Source organism: Micromonospora palomenae, from assembly GCF_007829925.1.
Taxonomy (GTDB): domain Bacteria; phylum Actinomycetota; class Actinomycetes; order Mycobacteriales; family Micromonosporaceae; genus Micromonospora; species Micromonospora purpureochromogenes.
This window is the reverse complement of record NZ_VIXA01000002.1, coordinates 842,476-860,621: the sequence shown is the minus strand read 5'-3', so window position 1 is coordinate 860,621 and position 18,146 is coordinate 842,476. Positions and strand designations below refer to the sequence as shown.

Annotated in this window: 20 protein-coding genes; 14 read left to right on the top strand and 6 right to left on the bottom strand. The window is 73.2% G+C overall.

Annotated elements, in window-relative coordinates; genetic code table 11:
* Positions 1-73: 73 nt before the first annotated feature.
* The gene (locus FHX75_RS15030) at positions 74-583 is read right to left on the bottom strand and encodes a GbsR/MarR family transcriptional regulator (protein ID WP_154940467.1); all 510 of its coding nucleotides are present in this window, start codon (positions 581-583) and stop codon (positions 74-76) included.
* A gap of 92 nt (positions 584-675) precedes the next feature.
* On the opposite strand from FHX75_RS15030, the gene FHX75_RS15025 reads away from it, so the two are divergent.
* Positions 676-1,587 (top strand): ABC transporter ATP-binding protein, encoded by a 912-nt coding sequence (locus tag FHX75_RS15025; RefSeq protein ID WP_154940465.1) that lies wholly within the window; start codon positions 676-678, stop codon positions 1,585-1,587.
* Complete coding sequence (locus tag FHX75_RS15020; protein ID WP_154940463.1) at positions 1,584-3,176, top strand: ABC transporter permease; 1,593 nt, start codon at positions 1,584-1,586, stop codon at positions 3,174-3,176. The genes FHX75_RS15025 and FHX75_RS15020 overlap by 4 nt, the downstream gene beginning before the upstream one ends.
* Positions 3,177-3,231: 55 nt before the next feature.
* Here FHX75_RS15020 and FHX75_RS15015 read toward each other — a convergent pair whose 3' ends face one another.
* A complete protein-coding gene (locus FHX75_RS15015) occupies positions 3,232-3,564 on the bottom strand; it encodes an STAS domain-containing protein (protein ID WP_154940461.1) in 333 nt (110 codons plus the stop codon).
* A 142-nt stretch (positions 3,565-3,706) separates the two neighbouring features.
* On the opposite strand from FHX75_RS15015, the gene hemL reads away from it, so the two are divergent.
* Genes hemL through ccsB form a run of 6 tightly spaced genes read left to right on the top strand, consistent with a single transcriptional unit; the run spans position 3,707 to position 9,722 of the window.
* Positions 3,707-5,044 carry a glutamate-1-semialdehyde 2,1-aminomutase gene (gene hemL, locus FHX75_RS15010; protein ID WP_154940459.1) on the top strand — a complete coding sequence of 446 codons (1,338 nt, stop codon included), beginning with the start codon at positions 3,707-3,709 and terminating at the stop codon, positions 5,042-5,044.
* 5 nt (positions 5,045-5,049) lie between these two features.
* Entirely contained in the window at positions 5,050-5,697 is a 648-nt protein-coding gene (locus tag FHX75_RS15005; protein ID WP_154940457.1) for a histidine phosphatase family protein, read from the top strand.
* Complete coding sequence (locus FHX75_RS15000) at positions 5,697-6,269, top strand: TlpA family protein disulfide reductase (RefSeq protein ID WP_154940455.1); 573 nt, start codon at positions 5,697-5,699, stop codon at positions 6,267-6,269. Before FHX75_RS15005 ends, FHX75_RS15000 begins: the two co-directional genes overlap by 1 nt.
* Positions 6,269-7,120 carry a cytochrome c biogenesis CcdA family protein gene (locus FHX75_RS14995; protein ID WP_154940453.1) on the top strand — a complete coding sequence of 284 codons (852 nt, stop codon included), beginning with the start codon at positions 6,269-6,271 and terminating at the stop codon, positions 7,118-7,120. The genes FHX75_RS15000 and FHX75_RS14995 overlap by 1 nt, the downstream gene beginning before the upstream one ends.
* On the top strand, positions 7,120-8,745 hold the full coding sequence (gene resB / locus FHX75_RS14990) for a cytochrome c biogenesis protein ResB (protein ID WP_154940451.1): 1,626 nt from the start codon (positions 7,120-7,122) through the stop codon (positions 8,743-8,745). The genes FHX75_RS14995 and resB overlap by 1 nt, the downstream gene beginning before the upstream one ends.
* Entirely contained in the window at positions 8,745-9,722 is a 978-nt protein-coding gene (gene ccsB / locus FHX75_RS14985; RefSeq protein ID WP_154940449.1) for a c-type cytochrome biogenesis protein CcsB, read from the top strand. The genes resB and ccsB overlap by 1 nt, the downstream gene beginning before the upstream one ends.
* Positions 9,723-9,887: 165 nt before the next feature.
* On the opposite strand, the gene FHX75_RS14980 is transcribed toward ccsB, so the two are convergent.
* A complete protein-coding gene (locus FHX75_RS14980) occupies positions 9,888-10,364 on the bottom strand; it encodes a MarR family winged helix-turn-helix transcriptional regulator (RefSeq protein WP_154940446.1) in 477 nt (158 codons plus the stop codon).
* Between the two features lie 63 nt (positions 10,365-10,427).
* On the opposite strand from FHX75_RS14980, the gene FHX75_RS14975 reads away from it, so the two are divergent.
* The gene (locus FHX75_RS14975) at positions 10,428-10,982 is read left to right on the top strand and encodes a carboxymuconolactone decarboxylase family protein (RefSeq protein WP_154940445.1); all 555 of its coding nucleotides are present in this window, start codon (positions 10,428-10,430) and stop codon (positions 10,980-10,982) included.
* Positions 10,983-10,990: 8 nt separating this feature from the next.
* Here FHX75_RS14975 and FHX75_RS14970 read toward each other — a convergent pair whose 3' ends face one another.
* Positions 10,991-11,863 carry an alpha/beta fold hydrolase gene (locus FHX75_RS14970; RefSeq protein WP_154940443.1) on the bottom strand — a complete coding sequence of 291 codons (873 nt, stop codon included), beginning with the start codon at positions 11,861-11,863 and terminating at the stop codon, positions 10,991-10,993.
* A 166-nt stretch (positions 11,864-12,029) separates the two neighbouring features.
* On the opposite strand from FHX75_RS14970, the gene FHX75_RS14960 reads away from it, so the two are divergent.
* Both FHX75_RS14960 and mqnP read left to right on the top strand, forming a co-directional pair.
* A complete protein-coding gene (locus tag FHX75_RS14960; RefSeq protein ID WP_154940440.1) occupies positions 12,030-13,490 on the top strand; it encodes a menaquinone biosynthesis decarboxylase in 1,461 nt (486 codons plus the stop codon).
* Positions 13,490-14,401, top strand: a complete 912-nt coding sequence (gene mqnP / locus FHX75_RS14955; RefSeq protein WP_154940438.1) for a menaquinone biosynthesis prenyltransferase MqnP — start codon at positions 13,490-13,492, stop codon at positions 14,399-14,401. Before FHX75_RS14960 ends, mqnP begins: the two co-directional genes overlap by 1 nt.
* 38 nt (positions 14,402-14,439) lie before the next feature.
* Here mqnP and FHX75_RS14950 read toward each other — a convergent pair whose 3' ends face one another.
* Complete coding sequence (locus FHX75_RS14950) at positions 14,440-15,396, bottom strand: terpene synthase family protein (RefSeq protein WP_154940436.1); 957 nt, start codon at positions 15,394-15,396, stop codon at positions 14,440-14,442.
* Between the two features lie 162 nt (positions 15,397-15,558).
* Between FHX75_RS14950 and FHX75_RS14945 the strand changes: the two genes are divergently transcribed.
* On the top strand, positions 15,559-16,188 hold the full coding sequence (locus FHX75_RS14945) for a UbiX family flavin prenyltransferase (protein ID WP_154940434.1): 630 nt from the start codon (positions 15,559-15,561) through the stop codon (positions 16,186-16,188).
* Positions 16,189-16,260: 72 nt separating this feature from the next.
* On the opposite strand, the gene FHX75_RS14940 is transcribed toward FHX75_RS14945, so the two are convergent.
* Positions 16,261-16,527: a BldC family transcriptional regulator gene (locus tag FHX75_RS14940; RefSeq protein WP_154940432.1), complete on the bottom strand. Its 267-nt coding sequence runs from the start codon at positions 16,525-16,527 to the stop codon at positions 16,261-16,263.
* A gap of 268 nt (positions 16,528-16,795) precedes the next feature.
* Here FHX75_RS14940 and FHX75_RS14935 point away from each other — a divergent pair, with 268 nt between their 5' ends.
* The gene (locus FHX75_RS14935; protein ID WP_154940430.1) at positions 16,796-17,254 is read left to right on the top strand and encodes an Lrp/AsnC family transcriptional regulator; all 459 of its coding nucleotides are present in this window, start codon (positions 16,796-16,798) and stop codon (positions 17,252-17,254) included.
* Between the two features lie 46 nt (positions 17,255-17,300).
* Positions 17,301-18,134 (top strand): SDR family NAD(P)-dependent oxidoreductase, encoded by an 834-nt coding sequence (locus tag FHX75_RS14930; protein ID WP_154940428.1) that lies wholly within the window; start codon positions 17,301-17,303, stop codon positions 18,132-18,134.
* Positions 18,135-18,146 lie beyond the last annotated feature (12 nt).

Below are 18,146 nucleotides of genomic sequence, written 5' to 3'. Positions count from 1 at the left end.
CTGCGAAGCCCCGCACACGAAGAGAGCGGCCGTTCCCACACGGGAAAGGCCGCTCTCTTTCGCATCGGCCCGGTCAGGTGTCGCTGGGGCGGACGTGGCCGGTGGCGGCGCGGCGGGCGCGCCAGCGTTCGCCGAGGGAGTCGATCTCCTCCTGGACGAAGACGAAGAAGTCGCGCATCTCGGCGACCCGCTCGCCGCCCGGGGTGGCCGGGCCGTGCAGGGCGTCGACCCCGGCGGTCGCGACGTCGATGAGGTTCTTGTAGATGCCGGTCTTGGTGATGGTGGCCTCGTACCAGGGGTTGTCCGGCACCCGGTAGCGGTCCCGGCGGGAGCGGGGCACCGGCTCCCGCAGCAGCATGCCGAACTGGGTGAGGTAGCGGACGGCGCCGGAGACGGCCGCCGCGCTCACCCCCAGCCGTTCGCCGATCTCGCCGGCGGTCAGCGGCTCGTCGGCGCTCATCACCGTGAACAGCACCCGGGCGGCCATCCGGGGGAACCCGACCTCGGCGAAGGCCATCGCCATCCGTTCGACGAAGAGGTGGACCTCCTCGGCGTCCGGGGTCAGACGGCGGTCGTCGGTCATCGGTGGGTGCTCCTCACTGCGGGTGGGACATCGACTATGCCTCAGGTCTCACAGTCTTCACGAGTTTGTGAAATGAGTGTAGCTTCTGATGTATGGAAACTCCCATCGCGGTGACCGGCCTGGTCAAGACCTTCGGCCGGATCCGGGCGCTCGACGGCCTCGACCTCAGCGTCCGCGCCGGAGAGGTGCACGGCTTCCTCGGGCCCAACGGCTCCGGCAAGTCCACCACCATCCGGGTGCTGCTCGGCCTGCTGCGGGCGGACGCGGGGGCCGTCCGACTCCTCGGCGGCGACCCGTGGCGCGACGCGGTCGCGCTGCACCGCCGGCTGGCGTACGTCCCCGGCGACGTGACCCTCTGGCCCAACCTCTCCGGTGGCGAGGTGATCGACCTGCTCGGCCGGATGCGCGGCGGGCTCGACCCGAAGCGCCGCGCCGAGCTGCTGGAATCCTTCGAGCTGGACCCGCGCAAGAAGGGCCGGGCCTACTCCAAGGGCAACCGGCAGAAGGTCGGCCTGGTCGCCGCGCTGGCCTCCGACGTCGAGCTGCTCATCCTCGACGAGCCGACCTCCGGGCTGGACCCGCTGATGGAGGAGGTCTTCCAGCAGTGGGTGCGCCGGGCCAAGCAGGACGGCCGGACGGTGCTGCTCTCCAGCCACATCCTCGCCGAGGTGGAGGCGCTCTGCGACCGGGTCACCATCATCCGCAACGGGCGGAACGTGGAGACCGGGACGCTGACCGAGCTGCGCCACCTGCACCGCACCGCCATCGACGCCGAGATCTCCGCCCCGCTGGACGGCCTGACGGACCTCCCCGGCGTACACGACCTGCGGGTGGAGGGCAGCCGGGTGCGCTTCGACGTGGACAACCCGGCCCTGGACGCCGCGCTGCGTCGGCTGGCCGAGCTGGGCGTACGGAGCCTGGTCAGCCAGCCGCCGACGCTGGAGGAGCTGTTCCTGCGGCACTACGGGACGACGACCGACGAGCCGGCCGGGGCGAACCGATGAGCACCCTCACCGGCACCCGGCACCTCGCCCGGCTGATCCTGCGCCGGGACCGCGTCCTGCTGCCGCTCTGGGTGCTGGTGCTGGCCGTGCTGCCGATGACGTACGCGACGAGCTTCTTCGAGCTCTTCCCGACCGCCGCCGACCGGGCCGCGTACGCCACCGGCACCGCGACGAACCCCTCGATCGTCGCCCTGCTCGGCCCGGTGTACGGCGACAGCGTCGGCGCGCTCACCGCCCAGCGGGGCGGCTTTCTCACCCTGATCGTCGGGCTGATCAGCCTGCTCACCGTCATCCGGCACACCCGTACCGAGGAGGAGGCCGGCCGCCGGGAGCTGCTCGGCGCCACCGTGCTCGGCCGGTACGCCGGCCTGACCGCCGCGCTGACCGTCACCTACGCGGCGAACCTGCTGCTCGGCCTGCTCACCGCGGCCGGCCTGGCCGCCACCGGCCTGCCGGCGGCCGGCTCGCTCTCCTACGGGCTGTCGACCGCGCTGGTCGGGGTCGTCTTCGCCACCGTCGGTGGGCTCGCCGCCCAGCTCACCGAGACGGCCGGCGGCGCGCGGGGGATCGCCGTCGGGGTGCTCGGCCTGGCCTTCGCGCTCCGGCTCGCCGGTGACACCGCGGAGCGGGACTGGCCGAGCTGGCTCTCGCCGCTGGGCTGGGCCCCGCGCATCCGGGCGTACGAGGGCGAGCGCTGGTGGGTGCTGGCGCTGCCCGTCGCGCTGACCGTGCTGCTCGGCGCGCTCGCGTACCCGCTGTCGGTGCGCCGCGACCTGGGCGCCGGGCTGCTGCCGCCCCGGCTCGGGCCGGCGCACGCCGGAGGCGGGTTGTCCGGGCCGTTCGGGCTGGCCTGGCGGCTGCACCGGGGCGCGCTGCTGGGCTGGTCGGTCGGCTTCGGGCTGCTCGGGCTGATCCTCGGCGGCGCGGCCGAGGCGGCCGGCAGGTCGGTCGAGGGCAACGCCCAGCTCGAGGAGATCATGGCCCGGTTGGGTGGTTCGTCCGCGCTCGCCGAGGCGTACCTGGGCAGCACGCTCGCCTTCGTCGGCCTGGCCGCCGCCGGCTACGGCATCGCGGCCGCGCTGCGGATGCGTACGGAGGAGGCGGCCGGCCGGGCGGAGCCGCTGCTGGCCACCGGGGTGCACCGGTACCGCTGGCTCGCCTCGCACCTGCTCTTCGCCCTGGTCGGGCCGGTGGTGGTGCTGGCCGTCTCCGGGCTCGCCACCGGGCTCACCTACGGGCTGAGCGTGGGTGACGTGCCGGGCCAGCTGCCCCGGATGCTCGGCGCGGGGCTGGCGCAGGTGCCGGCGGCCTGGGTGCTGGCCGGCCTGGCGGTGCTGCTCTACGGGCTGCTGCCCCGGTTCGCGCCGGTGGCCTGGGGGGTGCTCGTGGTCTGCGTGCTGCTCGGTCAGCTCGGCGCGGTGCTGGAGCTGAACCAGTGGCTGCTGGACGTCTCCCCGTTCACCCACACCCCGCAGGTGCTCGGCGGCTCGTGGACCGCCACCCCGCTGCTGGCCCTCACCGCCCTGGCCGTCCTGCTGGCCGTGACCGGCCTGACCGGCTTCCGCCGCCGCGACGTCCCCACCATCTGACCGGTTCGTGCGGTGGGCGGCGGCTGAGCCGTCCACCGCACGGTCGCGGCGACGGTCAGGGGGCGGTCTCGTTGCGGATCATCAGGGCGGAGCGCAGCCCGGTGATGTCCAGGACGCGGAGCAGGAAGTCGCCGACGTTGCTGAGCACCAGCAGGGTCCGCGCGTGGCTGGCCTTGCGGCTGAGCACGACCAGGGTGCCGAGCCCCTGGGAGTCGCAGAACGTGACGCCGCCCAGGTCGAGCACGATCCGCGGCGGGGGGTCGGCGAGCACCTCGTTGACGACGGTCGACAGCTGGCCGGCCGTGAGCATGTCGATCTCACCGGCCAGGCGAAGCACCACTTCATCGCCCGTCCGGTGTACCGTGATGGACAGTTCGGCACGATCCACCCGGTCAGCCTATCGCGATCTCGACGCCCCGGCCCGGTGAGACCTCTTCGGCCGCCGGGCGCGCGCACCGGGGGTGAGTCTGGTAACCCCGCCCCGGGGTGGCTGCCGATTGGCCGTTCGGCGCTGACACAATGGCGACATCGTGACCGACATATTTTCCGCCGGATCCGGCCGCTACCCGGCCGACGCGCCGGCCTCCGAGGCCCTGTTCGACCGCGCCAAGGCCATCGTGCCGGGCGGGGTGAACTCCCCCGTGCGCGCCTTTCGGGCCGTCGGTGGCACCCCGCGCTTCATGGTCCGGGGGGAGGGCCCCTGGCTCTACGACGCCGACGGCCGGCGCTACGTCGACCTGGTCTGCTCCTGGGGCCCGCTGATCCTCGGTCACGCCCACCCCGAGGTGGTCGAGGCCATCCGGGAGGCCGCCGGCAAGGGCACCAGCTTCGGCACGCCGACGCCGGGCGAGGTCGAGCTGGCCGCGGAGATCGTCGACCGCACCCCGGTCGAGCAGGTCCGGCTGGTCAACTCCGGCACCGAGGCCACCATGTCGGCGATCCGGCTGGCCCGGGGCTTCACCGGCCGTTCGAAGATCATCAAGTTCTCCGGCTGCTACCACGGCCACTCCGACGGGCTGCTCGCCGCCGCCGGCTCCGGCGTGGCCACCCTCGGCCTGCCCGACTCGCCCGGCGTCACCGGCGCGGCGGCGGGCGACACCATCGTGCTTCCGTACAACGACATCACGGCGGTGGAGAAGGTCTTCGCCGACGAGGGCCGGCACATCGCCGCGGTGATCACCGAGGCCGCCGCCGGCAACATGGGCGTGGTCGCCCCGCGCGACGGCTTCAACCAGCGGCTCGCCGCGATCGCCCACCCCGAGGGCGCGCTGCTCATCGTCGACGAGGTGATGACCGGTTTCCGGGTCTCCCGCGCCGGCTGGCACGGGCTGGACCCGTCCGACGCCGACCTGTGGACGTACGGGAAGGTCATGGGCGGTGGCCTGCCCGCCGCCGCGTTCGGCGGGCGCACCGAGATCATGGCCCGGCTGGCCCCCGCCGGCCCGGTCTACCAAGCCGGCACGCTCTCCGGTAACCCGCTGGCCTGCGCCGCCGGCCTGGCCACCCTGCGGCTCGCCGACGACGCGCTCTACCGCCGGCTCGACGAGACGGCCGCCACCGTGGGCCGGCTCGCCGCCGACGCGCTGGCCGCCGCCGGGGTCCCGCACCGCCTGTCGTCCGCGGGCAACATGTTCTCGATCTTCTTCACCGACGCCGAGGTGCGCGACTACGACAGCGCCCGCACCCAGCAGGTGCCCGCCTTCAAGGCGTTCTTCCACGCGATGCTCGCCGCCGGCGTCTACCTGCCGCCGAGCGCGTTCGAGTCGTGGTTCGTCTCGGCGGCGATCGACGACGCCGCACTGGAGCAGATCGCGGCCGCGCTGCCGACGGCGGCGAACGCGGCGGCAGCGGCGGGCCACGGGGGGTAGGGAACGTGAGCGCAACGGTTGTCCACGTGCTGCGGCACGGCGAGGTGCACAACCCGGACCAGATCCTGTACGGGCGGCTGCCCGGCTTCCGCCTGTCGGAGCTGGGCATCCAGATGGCGAAGGCGGCGGCGCAGGCGCTCGCCGAGCGGGAGATCGTGCACGTGGTGGCGAGCCCGCTGGAGCGCGCCCAGCAGACCGCCGAGCCGATCGCCGCCCAGTTCGGGCTCCCGGTCGGGGTCGACGAGCGGCTGATCGAGAGCGCCAACTGGTTCGAGGGCAAGAAGGTCTCGCCGGGCGACGGCTCGTTCCGCGACCCGCGCAACTGGTGGGTGCTGCGCGACCCGGTCACCCCCTCCTGGGGCGAGGCGTACCGGGCCATCGCCGAGCGGATGTTCGCCGCGCTGCACGCCGCCCGGGTCGCCGCCGAGGGGCGCGAGGCCGTCCTGGTCTCCCACCAGCTGCCGATCTGGACGCTGCGCCGCCACGTCGAGCGCAAGCGGCTCTGGCACGACCCGCGCCGCCGGCAGTGCGGCCTGGCCAGCCTCACCTCGTTCCACTTCGACGGTGCGAAGGTCACCGGGATCGGCTACAGCGAGCCCGCCGCGCACCTGATCGCGATGTCGACGACAGCCCGGACGGCCAAGGGGGCCTGATGCGTTCCCGGAGGCCGATCGCCGTCCTGCTCGCCGCCGTCACCGCCGGGACGGCGCTGGTCGGCTGCTCCGCCGAGAACGGGGAGAGTCGCTGCGCCAACGACGGCGGCATCGTCGCGTGCGCGCCGGACCAGCGCTCGGCCGCCCCGAAGATCGCCGGTGAGCTGCTCACCGGCGGCCGGTACGACGTCTCCGAGGCCCGTGGCCAGGTGGTCGTGCTCAACTTCTGGGGCTCGTGGTGCGCGCCCTGTCGGGCCGAGGCCGACGACCTGGAGGCCACCTACCAGGCCACCAAGGCCGCCGGGGTGACCTTCCTCGGTATCAACGTGCAGGACAGCAGGGACAAGGCGGTCGCCTTCGAGGAGGGCCGGGTCACCTACCCGAGCCTGTTCGACCCGGCGAGCCGGCTGGCACTCGCCCTGGAGATCCCGCCGAACACCGTCCCGGCCACCGTCGTGCTCGACCGCGACGGCCGGGTCGCCACCGTGATCCGGGCGGCCGTCAAGCAGGACGGCCTGCAACCGATCGTCGAGCGGATCGCGGCCGAGCAGCCGGCCGCCGGTTCCCGCTGATGGGCGAGACGTTCCGCCAGGTCGCCGAGTCGGGTCCGCTGCTGCTGGCGATCGGGGCGGCGGCGCTCGCCGGGCTGGTCAGCTTCCTCTCCCCGTGCGTGCTGCCGCTGATGCCCGGCTACCTGTCGTACGTGACCGGGCTCGCCGGCGCGGACCTGGAGGGGAAGGCGCGCGCCGAAAAGCCCGCGGCCGACGGCGCGGCCCCGCCCGGTGGCGCGGCCGGCGGCGGGGTGGCCGTCGCGACGCCTGTGGCCGCCCGGCCGGCGGCCGCGGTCAAGGGGCGGGTGCTCGCCGGGACGCTGCTCTTCATCGCCGGCTTCACCGTCGTCTTCACCGCCACCGCGATCCTCTTCGCCAGCTTCGGCCGGGTCTTCTTCGACCACGAGCGGACGCTGGAGATCGTCATCGGCACGCTGGTCGTGCTGCTCGGGCTGAGCTACCTGGGCGTGGTCCCCGGCATGCAGCGCGAGTTCCGCATCCAGCGGCTGCCCGCCGCCGGGCTGCTCGGGGCGCCGGTCCTCGGCGCGGTCTTCGCGCTCAGCTGGCTGCCCTGCACCGGCCCGACGCTGGGCGCGGTGCTCGGCATGGCCACGGCGGCCGGCAAGACCGACCGGGCCGTGGTGCTGGCCGTGGCCTACTGCCTCGGCCTGGGGGTACCGTTCGTCGTCTTCGGGCTGGGCTTCCACCGCCTGCTCGGGGTCTTCCGCGCCGTCCGGCGCAACAGCCGCTGGGTCACCCGCATCGGCGGCGTCCTGCTGATCCTGATCGGCCTGGCGCTGGTCACCGGCGGGTGGCAGAACTTCGTGATCTGGTTGCAGACGACCGTGGGCGTGGGCGAGGTGAGCATCTGATGACGACCGTGGACGACCGGCCGGCCACCCCGCCGGCCGAGGCGCCCCGGCGGCGGCCCCACCCGGCGCTGGCCCTGCTGCGCAACTCGTGGCGGCAGCTCACCAGCATGCGTACCGCCCTGGTGCTGTTGTTCCTGCTCGCGGTCGCCGCCATCCCCGGCTCGGTGCTGCCCCAGCGCGGCGTCAACCCGGAGAAGGTCAACGAGTACTTCCGGGCGCACCCGGAGCTGGCCCCGCAACTCGACCGGATCGGCGCCTTCGAGGTCTTCGGCTCGGTCTGGTTCTCCGCGATCTACCTGCTGCTGTTCACCTCGCTGGTCGGCTGCATCCTGCCCCGGATGCGCGACCACCTGCGCGCGCTGCGCTCCCGGCCGCCGGCCGCGCCGAAGCGGCTGGAGCGGCTGCCGCAGCACGCGGTGCTGCCGGCGCACGCGCCGACTGACCCGGCGGCGATCGCCGCCGTGCTGCGCCGGCGCCGCTGGCGGGTCGAGGTACGCGGCAACGAGGTCTCGGCCGAGAAGGGCTACCTCAAGGAGACCGGCAACCTGCTCTTCCACACCTCGCTGGTCGCGGTGCTGATCGGGGTCGCACTCGGCTCCTGGTACGGCTGGCACGGCAACCGGCTGCTGGTCGCCGGCGAGGAGAACGCCTTCTGCAACACCCGCCAGCAGTACAGCGAGGCCTCCCTCGGCCCGCGGGTGGACAGCGCCGACCTGCCCGGGTTCTGCCTGACCCTGGACAACTTCGACGCCCGGTTCCTCCCCTCCGGCCAGCCGGAGAGCTACCGGGCCTCGGTGACCGTGGACGAGCCGGACGGCACGAAGCGGGCGGCCGGCTTCTCGGTCAACTCGCCGCTGCGGCTCGACTCCGCCAACGTCTACCTGCTCGGCCACGGGTACGCCCCGGTGCTGAAGTACACCGACCGGTACGGGCGCAGCCAGACCAGCACCGTGCCGTTCCTGACCTCCGGGGACGCCAACCTCACGAGTGAGGGTGTGGCCGCCTTCCCGGACGCCAACGTCGACCCGAAGACCGGCAAGCGCGCCGCCGACCAGCAGGTCGCCTTCGACGGGCTCTACCTGCCGACCGCGCCGGAGACCGCGCCCTTCGTCGAGTCGAAGTATCCGACTGAGCGGAACCCGGCGGTGGTGCTGCGGGCGTACCGGGGGAACCTCGGGCTGGACGCCGGCATCCCCGGCTCGGTCTACCAGCTCGACCAGCGCCAGGTGACCAGCGGCAAGCTCAAGCAGGTCGGCGAGAAGAAACTGGGCGTCGGCGAGAAATGGACCCTGGACGACGGCAGCAGCCTGGAGTTCCTGGGCACCAAGCCGTACATCACGCTCTCGGTACGGCACGCCCCCGGCCAGACGCTGATGCTCGGCGCCTGCGTGGTGCTGCTGGGCGGGCTGATGGGTTCGCTCTTCGCCCGCCGCCGGCGAGTCTGGTTCCGGGTGACCCCCGTCGACCCCGACAGTGGATCTCCGACGAACGGTAGTAGTTTGGTGGAGGCCGGTGGGCTGCCGCGCACCGAGCATCCAGGGTTCGCCGACGAGTTCGCGCAACTCGTCGCCGCGGTCAGCGGCGACGAGCGGCCTGACGGGCGGGCGCGAGAGGGAGTCGAGTGATGTCCGCAGTCTCCGACCAGCTGGTGACGTTCGCGATCCTGGCGTACCTGATCGCGATGATCAGCCACGCCGTCGAGTACGCGCTGGGCAACGTCCGCGCGGTGTCGGCCGCCCCCGCCCGTGAGCTGGTCGGCGCCGGAGTGGGCGCCACCGGCGGCCCGGTCGACGCCCCCGCCGCGCCGGTGGCCGCCGAGACCCGACGGAGCCGGTCGGCGCAGCGGGCCCGGCTGGCCGGGCGGATCGCCGCCTGGGTCACCGTGCTGGCCGCCGCGCTGCACCTCGGGGCGCTGGTCACCCGGGGCATCGCCGCCGAGCGGATGCCCTGGGGCAACATGTACGAGTTCGTGCTGACGGTCACCTGGATCGGCACGGCGGCTTGGCTGGCGGTGCTCGTCAAGCGCCCCGCGCTGCGCCGGCTGGGGCTCTTCCTCACCCTGGTGATGGTGCTGCTGCTCGCCTTCGCCGAGCTGAAGCTCTACGTCCAGGTGGTGCCGCTGATGCCGGCGCTGCAGTCCTACTGGTTCATCGTGCACGTGTCGACGATCGTGTTCAGCTCGGGCATCTTCCTGCTGGGCGTGGTGCCGGCGGTGGCGTTCCTGATCCGCAACGGGTACGAGCAGGGCAAGCGGAGCTTCCCCTACACGCTGGCCCGGCGGCTGCCCGCGGCGGCCGGCCTGGAGCGGCTGACCTTCGCGCTGCACGCCTTCGCGTTCCCGGTCTTCACCTTCGCGGTGATCGCCGGCGCGATCTGGGCCGAGGCGGCCTGGGGTCGGGCCTGGGGCTGGGACCCGAAGGAGACCTGGGCGTTCATCTCCTGGGTGGTCTACGCCGGCTACCTGCACGCCCGGGCGACCCCGAGCGTGAAGCGCAACGTGGCCACCTGGATCGCCGTGCTCGGCTTCCTGACCATGCTGATGAACCTGTTCGGGGTGAACTTCTTCTTCACCGGCCTGCACTCCTACGCCGGGGTGGAGTGAGCCGCCCGGTCAGCACCTGGCCCACGCCGAGCGTGACCCGGTAGGCGATCTCCGGCAGCTGCCCAGCCCGATCCGCTCCGCCCTGCTTCTGTGATGATCGTCTGCGGATTTCCGACGGGACACGCCGAGGGAGGCGTCGGGAAACCGCAGACGATCACGCGGCGGTCAGCCGCCGAACCAGCCGGGGACGTCGAGGCGGAAGAACTGGGCCGGGGTCACCCGCCGCAGGTCGTCCTCCATCGCGCTGACCCGCTCCTCGCCGAGGGTGGCCGCCCAGCGTTCCCGCAGCGCGTCGAAGACGACCGCCGAGCGGCGCAGCCCGTCGACCCCCCGCTCGGTCATCCGGACCAGCTTGCGCCGGGCGTCGGCGGGGTCGTCGGCGCGTTCCAGGTAGCCGAGCGCGACCAGCCGGTCGACGGTCTTGCCGGCCGCCTGCTTGGAGACGCCGAGGCGCTGGCCCAGCTCGCCGGCGGTGGTGCCGTCGACGCCGACGGCCTGGAGGACGAAGCCGTGCAGCGGCCGCAGGTCCGGGTGCCCCTGCCGAGCCAGCTCGGCGTGCAGGTCGTCGATGAGGGTGCGGAAGCCGGCCAGCAGCAGCAGGGGCAGCACGAAGCCGGAACGGTCCGATTCAGGCGTTGTCATGTTCGACAACCTCGTTTACTATTTGGTCAACCACGTTGACTATCGTACCCGAGGGGTTCCGCCATGTCCGTCTTCACCGCCCACACTCCCGAGACCGCGCCCGCCGCCGCCCGCCCCACCATGGCCGGCGTGCAGCGCAAACTCGGGCATCTCCCCGAGGCCGTCGCCCGGATGGCCGAGTCGCCCGAGCTGCTCAAGGGCTTTCTCACCGCCAACGCCACCTTCGAGTCCACCGACCTCGACCCGGTCGAGCGGGAGGTCGTGGTGCTTACCGTCGCCACCCGCAACGAGTGCCACGTCTGCGTGGCGATGCACACCGCCACCCTCACCCGGCACGGCGTCGACCCGGCGCTGACCGCCGCGCTGCGGGCCGGCGCGCCGCTGGCCGATGCGAGGCTGGAGGCGCTGCGCCGGTTCACCGTCGCCGTCCTCGACCACGGGGGCGCGGTGCCGCAGGGCGAGCTGGACGCGTTCCTCGCCGCCGGCTGGCGCCCCCGGCACGCCCTCGACGTGGTGCTCGGCGTCGGCACGTACACGATCTCCACCTTCGCCAACCGGCTCACCGACGCGCCGCTCGACCCGTCGCTGGCCGCGTACGCCTGGGAGCCGGCCGCCTGACCTTGGGCTCAGCCGCGCAGGAACGGCAGCACCAGGGCGGCCATCTCCGCCGGCCGCTCCTCGAAGAGCCAGTGGCCGCAGTCCTCGACCACCTCCGCGGTGACCGCGTCGGCGTAGCGGCGTACCTGGTCGACAACCTGCTCGCCCAGGCTGGCCCGGGCGCCGACGGCGAGCACCGGCATGGGCAGCTTCGTCTCCCGGTACGCCGCGTTGTCCGCGATGTCCTGCCCGAACGCACGGAAGTACGCGAAGCTGGCCCGCAGGTGGGCCGGTTCGCGCAGGTGCCCGGCGTACTCCTCGATGTCCTCCGGCCCGAGGCTGCCCTTGTTCACCATGATCGAGTCGGTGAAGCGGTCCACCCAGAGCGCCTCGCGGCCGGCGACCAGCTGCTCCGGCAGCCCATTGGTGACGTTGAAGAAGCCGAAGTTCCACACCGCCGGCCCGGCGGTGCTGAGCGCGGGGAACGCGTAGATGCTCTCGTCCGGGATCGGCGCCTCGGTCAGCACCAGCCGGGACACCTCCTCGGGATGGGCCGCGGCGTAGGCGTAGGCGACCATGGTGCCCAGGTCGTGGCCAACCAGCCGGACGTCGCCGGTCAGGCCGAGCCCCATCAGCAGCCCGTGCAGGTCGGCGGCGAGGGTCTTCTTGTCGTACCCGTCGAGCGGGGCGTCACTGTCGCCGAAGCCGCGCAGGTCGGGCGCCACCACCTCGTAGGAGCGCTCCAGCTCGGGCAGCAGGTGACGCCACATGCGCCAGCACTGCGGATAGCCGTGCAGCAGCACCAGGGTGGGTCCGCTGCCGCCGCGCACGTAGTTCATCGTCACGTCGCCGACCTGCGCCCGCTGCTCGGTGAACCCCGCCGGAACCCGTCCGTCGCCCATCCTCGCTCCCCGTCTCGACCGGCGGGTCGACTACCCGGCCACCCGCCGACCATGCCGGCGGGACGCCTCGGCGTGGGCCCTCCGCCAGCCGAGCCGTGGGGAGACGCACACCGCCCGGGCCGACCCGGCGTGGGCGGGGCGTCCCGGGGTGCGGGAGACTGGCGGCATGGCGGCTCGTGGCTTCCCGTACACCGATCTCAAGGACTTCCTCGCGGCGCTGGAGCGCGCGGGCGAGCTGCGGCGGGTGAGTGTCCCGGTCGACCCGACGCTGGAGATCAGCGAGGTGGTCACCCGGACCGTCCGCGCGGGCGGCCCGGCGCTGCTCTTCGAGCGGCCCACCCGGGGCGAGATGCCGGTGGCGATCAACCTCTTCGGCACCGAGAAGCGGATGGCGATGGCGCTCGGCGTCGAGTCGCTGGACGAGATCGGCGACCGGATCGGCGCGCTGGTCAAGCCGGAGCTGCCGGTCGGCTGGTCCGGCATCCGCGAGGGCCTGGGCAAGGTCATGCAGCTCAAGTCGGTGCCGCCGCGCAAGGTGAAGACCGCCCCCTGCCAGCAGGTGGTCTTCCGCGGCGACGACGTCGACCTGAACCGGCTGCCCGGTCTCCAGGTCTGGCCCGGCGACGGCGGGATCTTCCACAACTACGGGCTGACCCACACCAAGCACCCGGAGACCGGCAAGCGCAACCTCGGGCTCTACCGCCTCCAGCAGCACAGCCGCAACACGCTGGGCATGCACTGGCAGATCCACAAGGACTCCACCGCGCACCACGCCGTCGCCGAGCGGCTCGGGCAGCGGCTGCCGGTGGCCGTCGCCATCGGCTGCGACCCGGTGGTTAGCTACGCGGCGAGCGCCCCGCTCCCCGGCGACATCGACGAGTACCTGTTCGCCGGCTTCCTGCGCGGCGAGCGGGTCGAGATGGTCGACTGCCTCACCGTGCCGTTGCAGGTGCCCGCGCACGCCCAGATCGTGCTGGAGGGCTACCTGGAGCCCGGCGAGCGGCTGCCCGAGGGGCCGTTCGGCGACCACACCGGCTTCTACACCCCGGTCGAGCCGTTCCCGGTGCTGCACATCGAGGCGATGACCATGCAGCGCAACCCGGTCTACCACTCGATCGTCACCTCCAAGCCGCCGCAGGAGGACCACGGCCTGGGCAAGGCCACCGAGCGGATCTTCCAGCCGCTGCTCAAGCTGCTGATCCCGGACATCGTCGACTACGACCTGCCGGCCGCCGGGGTGTTCCACAACTGCGCGATCGTGTCGATCCGCAAGCGTTACCCGAAGCACGCGCAGAAGGTGATGAACGCGATCTGGGGCGCGCACCTGATGTCGCTGACCAAGCTGATCGTGATCGTCGACGAGGACTGCGACGTGCACGACTACAACGAGGTCGCCTTCCGCGCCTTCGGCAACGTCGACTACGCCCGCGACCTGCTGCTCACCGAGGGCCCGGTGGACCACCTCGACCACTCGTCGTACCAGCAGTTCTGGGGCGGCAAGGCCGGCGTCGACGCGACCCGCAAGCTGCCCGCCGAGGGCTACACCCGGGGCTGGCCGGAGGAGATGACCATGTCGCCGGAGGTCGCCTCCCTGGTCGACAAGCGCTGGAAGGAGTACGGGATCTGATGACGGCCGTGCTGGAGCCCGTCGAACGCCCGGGCCGGGTGAAGTCCTTCCTCAAGCTGGTCGCGATCGAGCACTCCGTCTTCGCGCTGCCCTTCGCGTACCTGTCGGCGCTGACCGCGATGCGGGTCGACGGCGGGCGGGTGCGCTGGCTCGACCTGCTGCTGATCACCGTGGCGATGGTCGGGGCGCGGACGTTCGCGATGGCCGCCAACCGCATCCTCGACCGGCGGATCGACGCCCGGAACCCGCGTACCGCGAACCGGGAGCTGGTCACCGGGGCGGTGAGCGTGCGCACGGCCTGGACCGGCGCGGCCGTCGCGCTGGTGGTCTTCCTGGCCGCCGCCGCGTTGCTGAACCCGCTCTGCCTGGTGCTCGCGCCGCTCGCGGTGATCCCGCTGGTCGTCTACCCCTACGGCAAGCGGTTCACCAACTGGCCGCACGCCATCCTGGCGATCGCCCAGGCGGTCGGCCCGGTCGGCGCCTGGCTCGCGGTCACCGGCACCCTGGACGGCTCCTGGCCGGCCTGGCTGCTCGGCGCGGCGGTGGGGCTCTGGATCGGCGGTTTCGACCTGATCTACGCCTGCCAGGACGCCGACGTCGACCGGGAGATCGGCGTGCACAGCGTTCCGGCCCGGTACGGCCTGCGCTTCGCGCTGCACGCCTCCACCGTCGCGCACGTGGTCACCTTCGGGCTGTTCATCTGGTTCGGCGCGCTGGTCGGCTTCGGCTGGCTGTGGTGGATCGGACTGGCGTTGACCGCCCTCGCCTTCGGCTACCAGCACGTGGTGGTCAGCCCCACCGACCTGAGCAAGGTCAACCGGGCGTTTTTCACCGCGAACGGCTTCGTCGGCATCGCCCTCTTCCTCTTCGCCCTGCTCGACCTCACCATCCGTCTCGACCTCCACCCCTGACCGACCCCGTCCCGCCCAAGATCCGCGCATCCTCGGGGTCAGGGGGTGGGGTAGCGGGCGCTCTCCAGAGTCCAGTCGACGGTGCCGCGGACAGCGTTGGCGACGCCGTCCAGGTGGGTGGTGACGGCCGGGTCGAGGGCGGGGCCGAACGACGGCACGTCGGCGCGGAGCGCGACGAAGCGGTCCATCGCCGCCCGCCAGCGCTCGGCGATCAGGTCCACGGCGGTGTCCAGCGGCACCCGCCGCTCGCCGGCCACCGCCAGCACCAGGTTGTGCCCGCCCGAGGTGGCCCGGTCCCGCTCCAGCGAGGCGAGGTCGTTGTACCAGGAGAGCAGGTCGTTGCCGAGCTCGCCGATCCGGCGCAGCGCCGGGTGGTGGTAGACCGGGTCCGGCAACGGCCGTCCGGTGGCGAACTCGATCAGCGGGTACGAGACGTACGCCGCCGACGTCGCCCGGCGCAGCTGGACGTACTCGGCCACCGAGGGGCGCCGCCCGAGGTCCTTGGCGACCGACTCCCGCCAGGTGCCGTCCAGATGGTCGGCGACCGCGTCGGCGAAGCGCAGCCGCCAGCGGGCCGGCATCCGGCGCCGGGGCACCCGCCAGGCGTCGACCAGCAGCCGGCGCAGCGGTCCGCCGAACCCGGGATGCCGCCGGCGTGGGCCGTCCCGCAGCAGGCTCAACGCCCCGGCCCGCAGCGCCCTGATCTGCTCCGGCGCCAGCCGGTCCGGCCCGTCGCAGGCGTCGTCGACCAGGAAGAACCAGGTGAACAGGGCGGCCAGGGTACGCAGGTCCGGCTCGGTGGCGTCCGGGTAGAGCCGGCCCGCGTACCGGGCGAAGCCGGCCCGGTCCAGCCGCTCCCGGGCGCTGGAGTCCAGCGGTACGCCCAGCCGGGGCAGCCGGTCGAGCAGCCACTCCTGCACCGGGTCCGCGTACGGCGAGAGCCGGGGCGGGATCGGGCACGCGGCCCGCAGCGACCGCAGCACCTCCTCGACCATGGCTCGATCCCTTCCCCTGCGGCGTGGGCCGCCGACGGCAGCATGGCAGGTCGGCCGCGCTCGCGCCGTCCCGGCGCACAGCGGGGTGCCCCGGCGACACGCAGCGCAGCGGTCGGGGGGTCGCCCGGCGGGGCGCGGCGGCGACCAGGCAGGCTGGACGACATGCGCGAACCATGGGTGGTCGGGGTCTCCGGCGCGTCCGGCACCCCGTACGCGGCGGCGGTCGTCAACGGGCTGCTCGACGCCGGCGAGCCGGTGGACCTGATCGTCTCCCGGGCCGCCCGGCTGACCGTGCTCGACGAGACCGGCCGCCCGTTCCGGGACGGCCACTGGGCGGAGGACCTGGCCGCCTGGCTGGGTCGTGACCTCGCCGAGGCCGACGTGCGGCACTGGCCGGCCGGTGACATCGCCGCCGGCCCCAGCAGCGGCTCGTACCGGGTACGCGGGATGGCGGTGGTGCCGGCGAGCACGGCGGCCTGCGCCGGCATCGCCATCGGGCTCTCCAAGGACCTGTTGCAGCGCGCGGCCGAGGTCAACCTCAAGGAGCGCCGGCCGGTGGTGGTGGTGCCCCGGGAGACGCCGGTGACCCGCAGCCACCTGGAACACCTGATCGCGTTGCACGACGCCGGAGCGGTGGTGCTGCCGGCCAGTCCGGGCTTCTACGGCTCCGGGGCCTCGGCCACCGCACAGCAGTTGGTCGACTTCGTGGCCGGCAAGGTGCTGGACGCGCTCGGCGTGCCGCACTCGTTGTTCCGGCGATGGTCGGGGCAGTTGGCCGCCGACCGGTCGTAGCGGGAGCGGAACCTCACCTCAGACGGGCGCGGACCGGACCTGTCGGCCGGCCCGCGATCCGTCTCGCACCATTCAGTACATCCCGGCGTTGGCCGGCCCCGGTCCGGTCGAGGCGGTGGGACCGACATTGCGCGGCTTGCCGATGTCCTCCCCCTCGTCCAGCATGCCCTCCCCTTCCAGCAGGGCCCGCACCTCGGATTCCCGAAACCGGCGATGCCCGCCTGGAGTCCGGATGCTGCCGATCCGGCCGGCCGCCGCCCAACGCGTCACAGTCTTCGGGTCAACCCGAAACAACGCGGCGACCTCACCCGGTGTCAGCAGGCGATCTCCAGTGTCCACAGCCCCCTCCTCGCGTCGACGAAGCCCCCGGCTGAACACACTGCCCCCGGCCGGTGCGAGCCCAGAGCCGTCATGAGGGACGTATGGCAATTACAGCACCAGCGACCTGGCCTGTCCGCCAAACGCGAAAAACGCACTGAGTGGGAAGTTAGTAAATGGTACCGGCGCGGAGCCCCCTTCACCCTCAGTCTGCGAACTGTGACGCACTGTCATATTCAACGGGTGCCGGCCGCCCGACGTTACGCCCGGACGGCTAGGGTCACCTTCCGTGGACGCCATCGACCTGAGCCTCGTCGACCTGCTGCGCGGCAACGCCCGACTGTCGTACGCCGAACTCGCCCGGCAGGTCGGCCTCTCCGCCCCGGCCGTGCACGAGCGGGTCGGCAAGCTGGAGTCCGGCGGCGTGATCCGGGCATACCGGGCGGAGGTGGAGCCGGAGGCGGTCGGGCTCGGCGTGACCGCGCTGATCGGCATCGTCGAGGACTCCGGCGGGGACACCGACGACGTGCTGGAGGCGTTCCGCCAGATGCCCGAGATCGAATCCTGCTACTTCATGGCCGGCGTCGAGTCCTTCCTGCTCAAGGCGCGGGTCGGCACCATCGCCGAGCTGGAGGCGCTGATCGTGCGGCTCAACCGCACCCCGGGCGTGGCGTCCACCCGTACCGGCATCGCTCTGTCGACCAAGTGGGAGAACCGCCCGCAGCCGCTCGGGTCGCCCGGGAGCTGACCGTCCGGCTCTGGCGTCGCCCGCCCGGCGGCGATACCTTGCGCCGATGACGACCCCCGTACGCGGCGCCGCCGTGGTCACCGGTGCGGCCGGCGGGCTGGGCCGGGCCATCGCCGCCGCGCTGCACGCCGACGGCTGGACCGTACTCCTGACCGACCTGGACGCCGACGCGGCCGCCACCGCCGCCGCGCCGCTCGGTGGCTGGTCCCGGGCGCTGGACGTGCGCGACGAGGCGGCCTGCGCCGAGGTCGCCGCCGAGGCGGCCGGCGGGACGGCCGGCGGGCTCGGGCTCTGGGTCAACAACGCCGGCATCCTGGTCACCGGGCCGTCCTGGGAGCACGACGCGGCGACCCGGCGACGGGTGGTCGAGGTGAACGCGCTCGGCGCGATGACCGGCACCCTGGCCGCGCTGGCCGTGATGCGCGCGCAGGGGCACGGGCACGTGCTCAACGTCGTCTCCCTCGCCGGGCTGATCGCCGCGCCCGGCGAGACCGTCTACGCGGCCAGCAAGCACGCGCTGCTGGCGTTCAGCCTCGGCACCCTGGCCGACCTGCGGATGGCCGGCCTGACCGACGTACACGTGTCGTGCCTGTGCCCGGACGGCATCTGGACGCCGATGCTGCACGACCGGCTCGACGACCCGGGGGCGCTGGCCTCCTTCACCGGGACGATGCTGACCCCGCAGCGGGTCGCGGCGCGGGCCGCCCGGCTGGCCCGGCACCCCCGTCCGGTGGTCAGCCTGCCGCGCTGGCGCGGCGCGCAGGTACGGCTGCTGGACGCGCTGCCGCGGCTGGCGCTCGCGCTGACCCCGGTGATCCGGGCCGCCGGCCGGGCCGGGCAGCGCCGGCAGCGGCACCGGGTCGGGCCGGACGGGAGCTGAGCTCACTTGTAA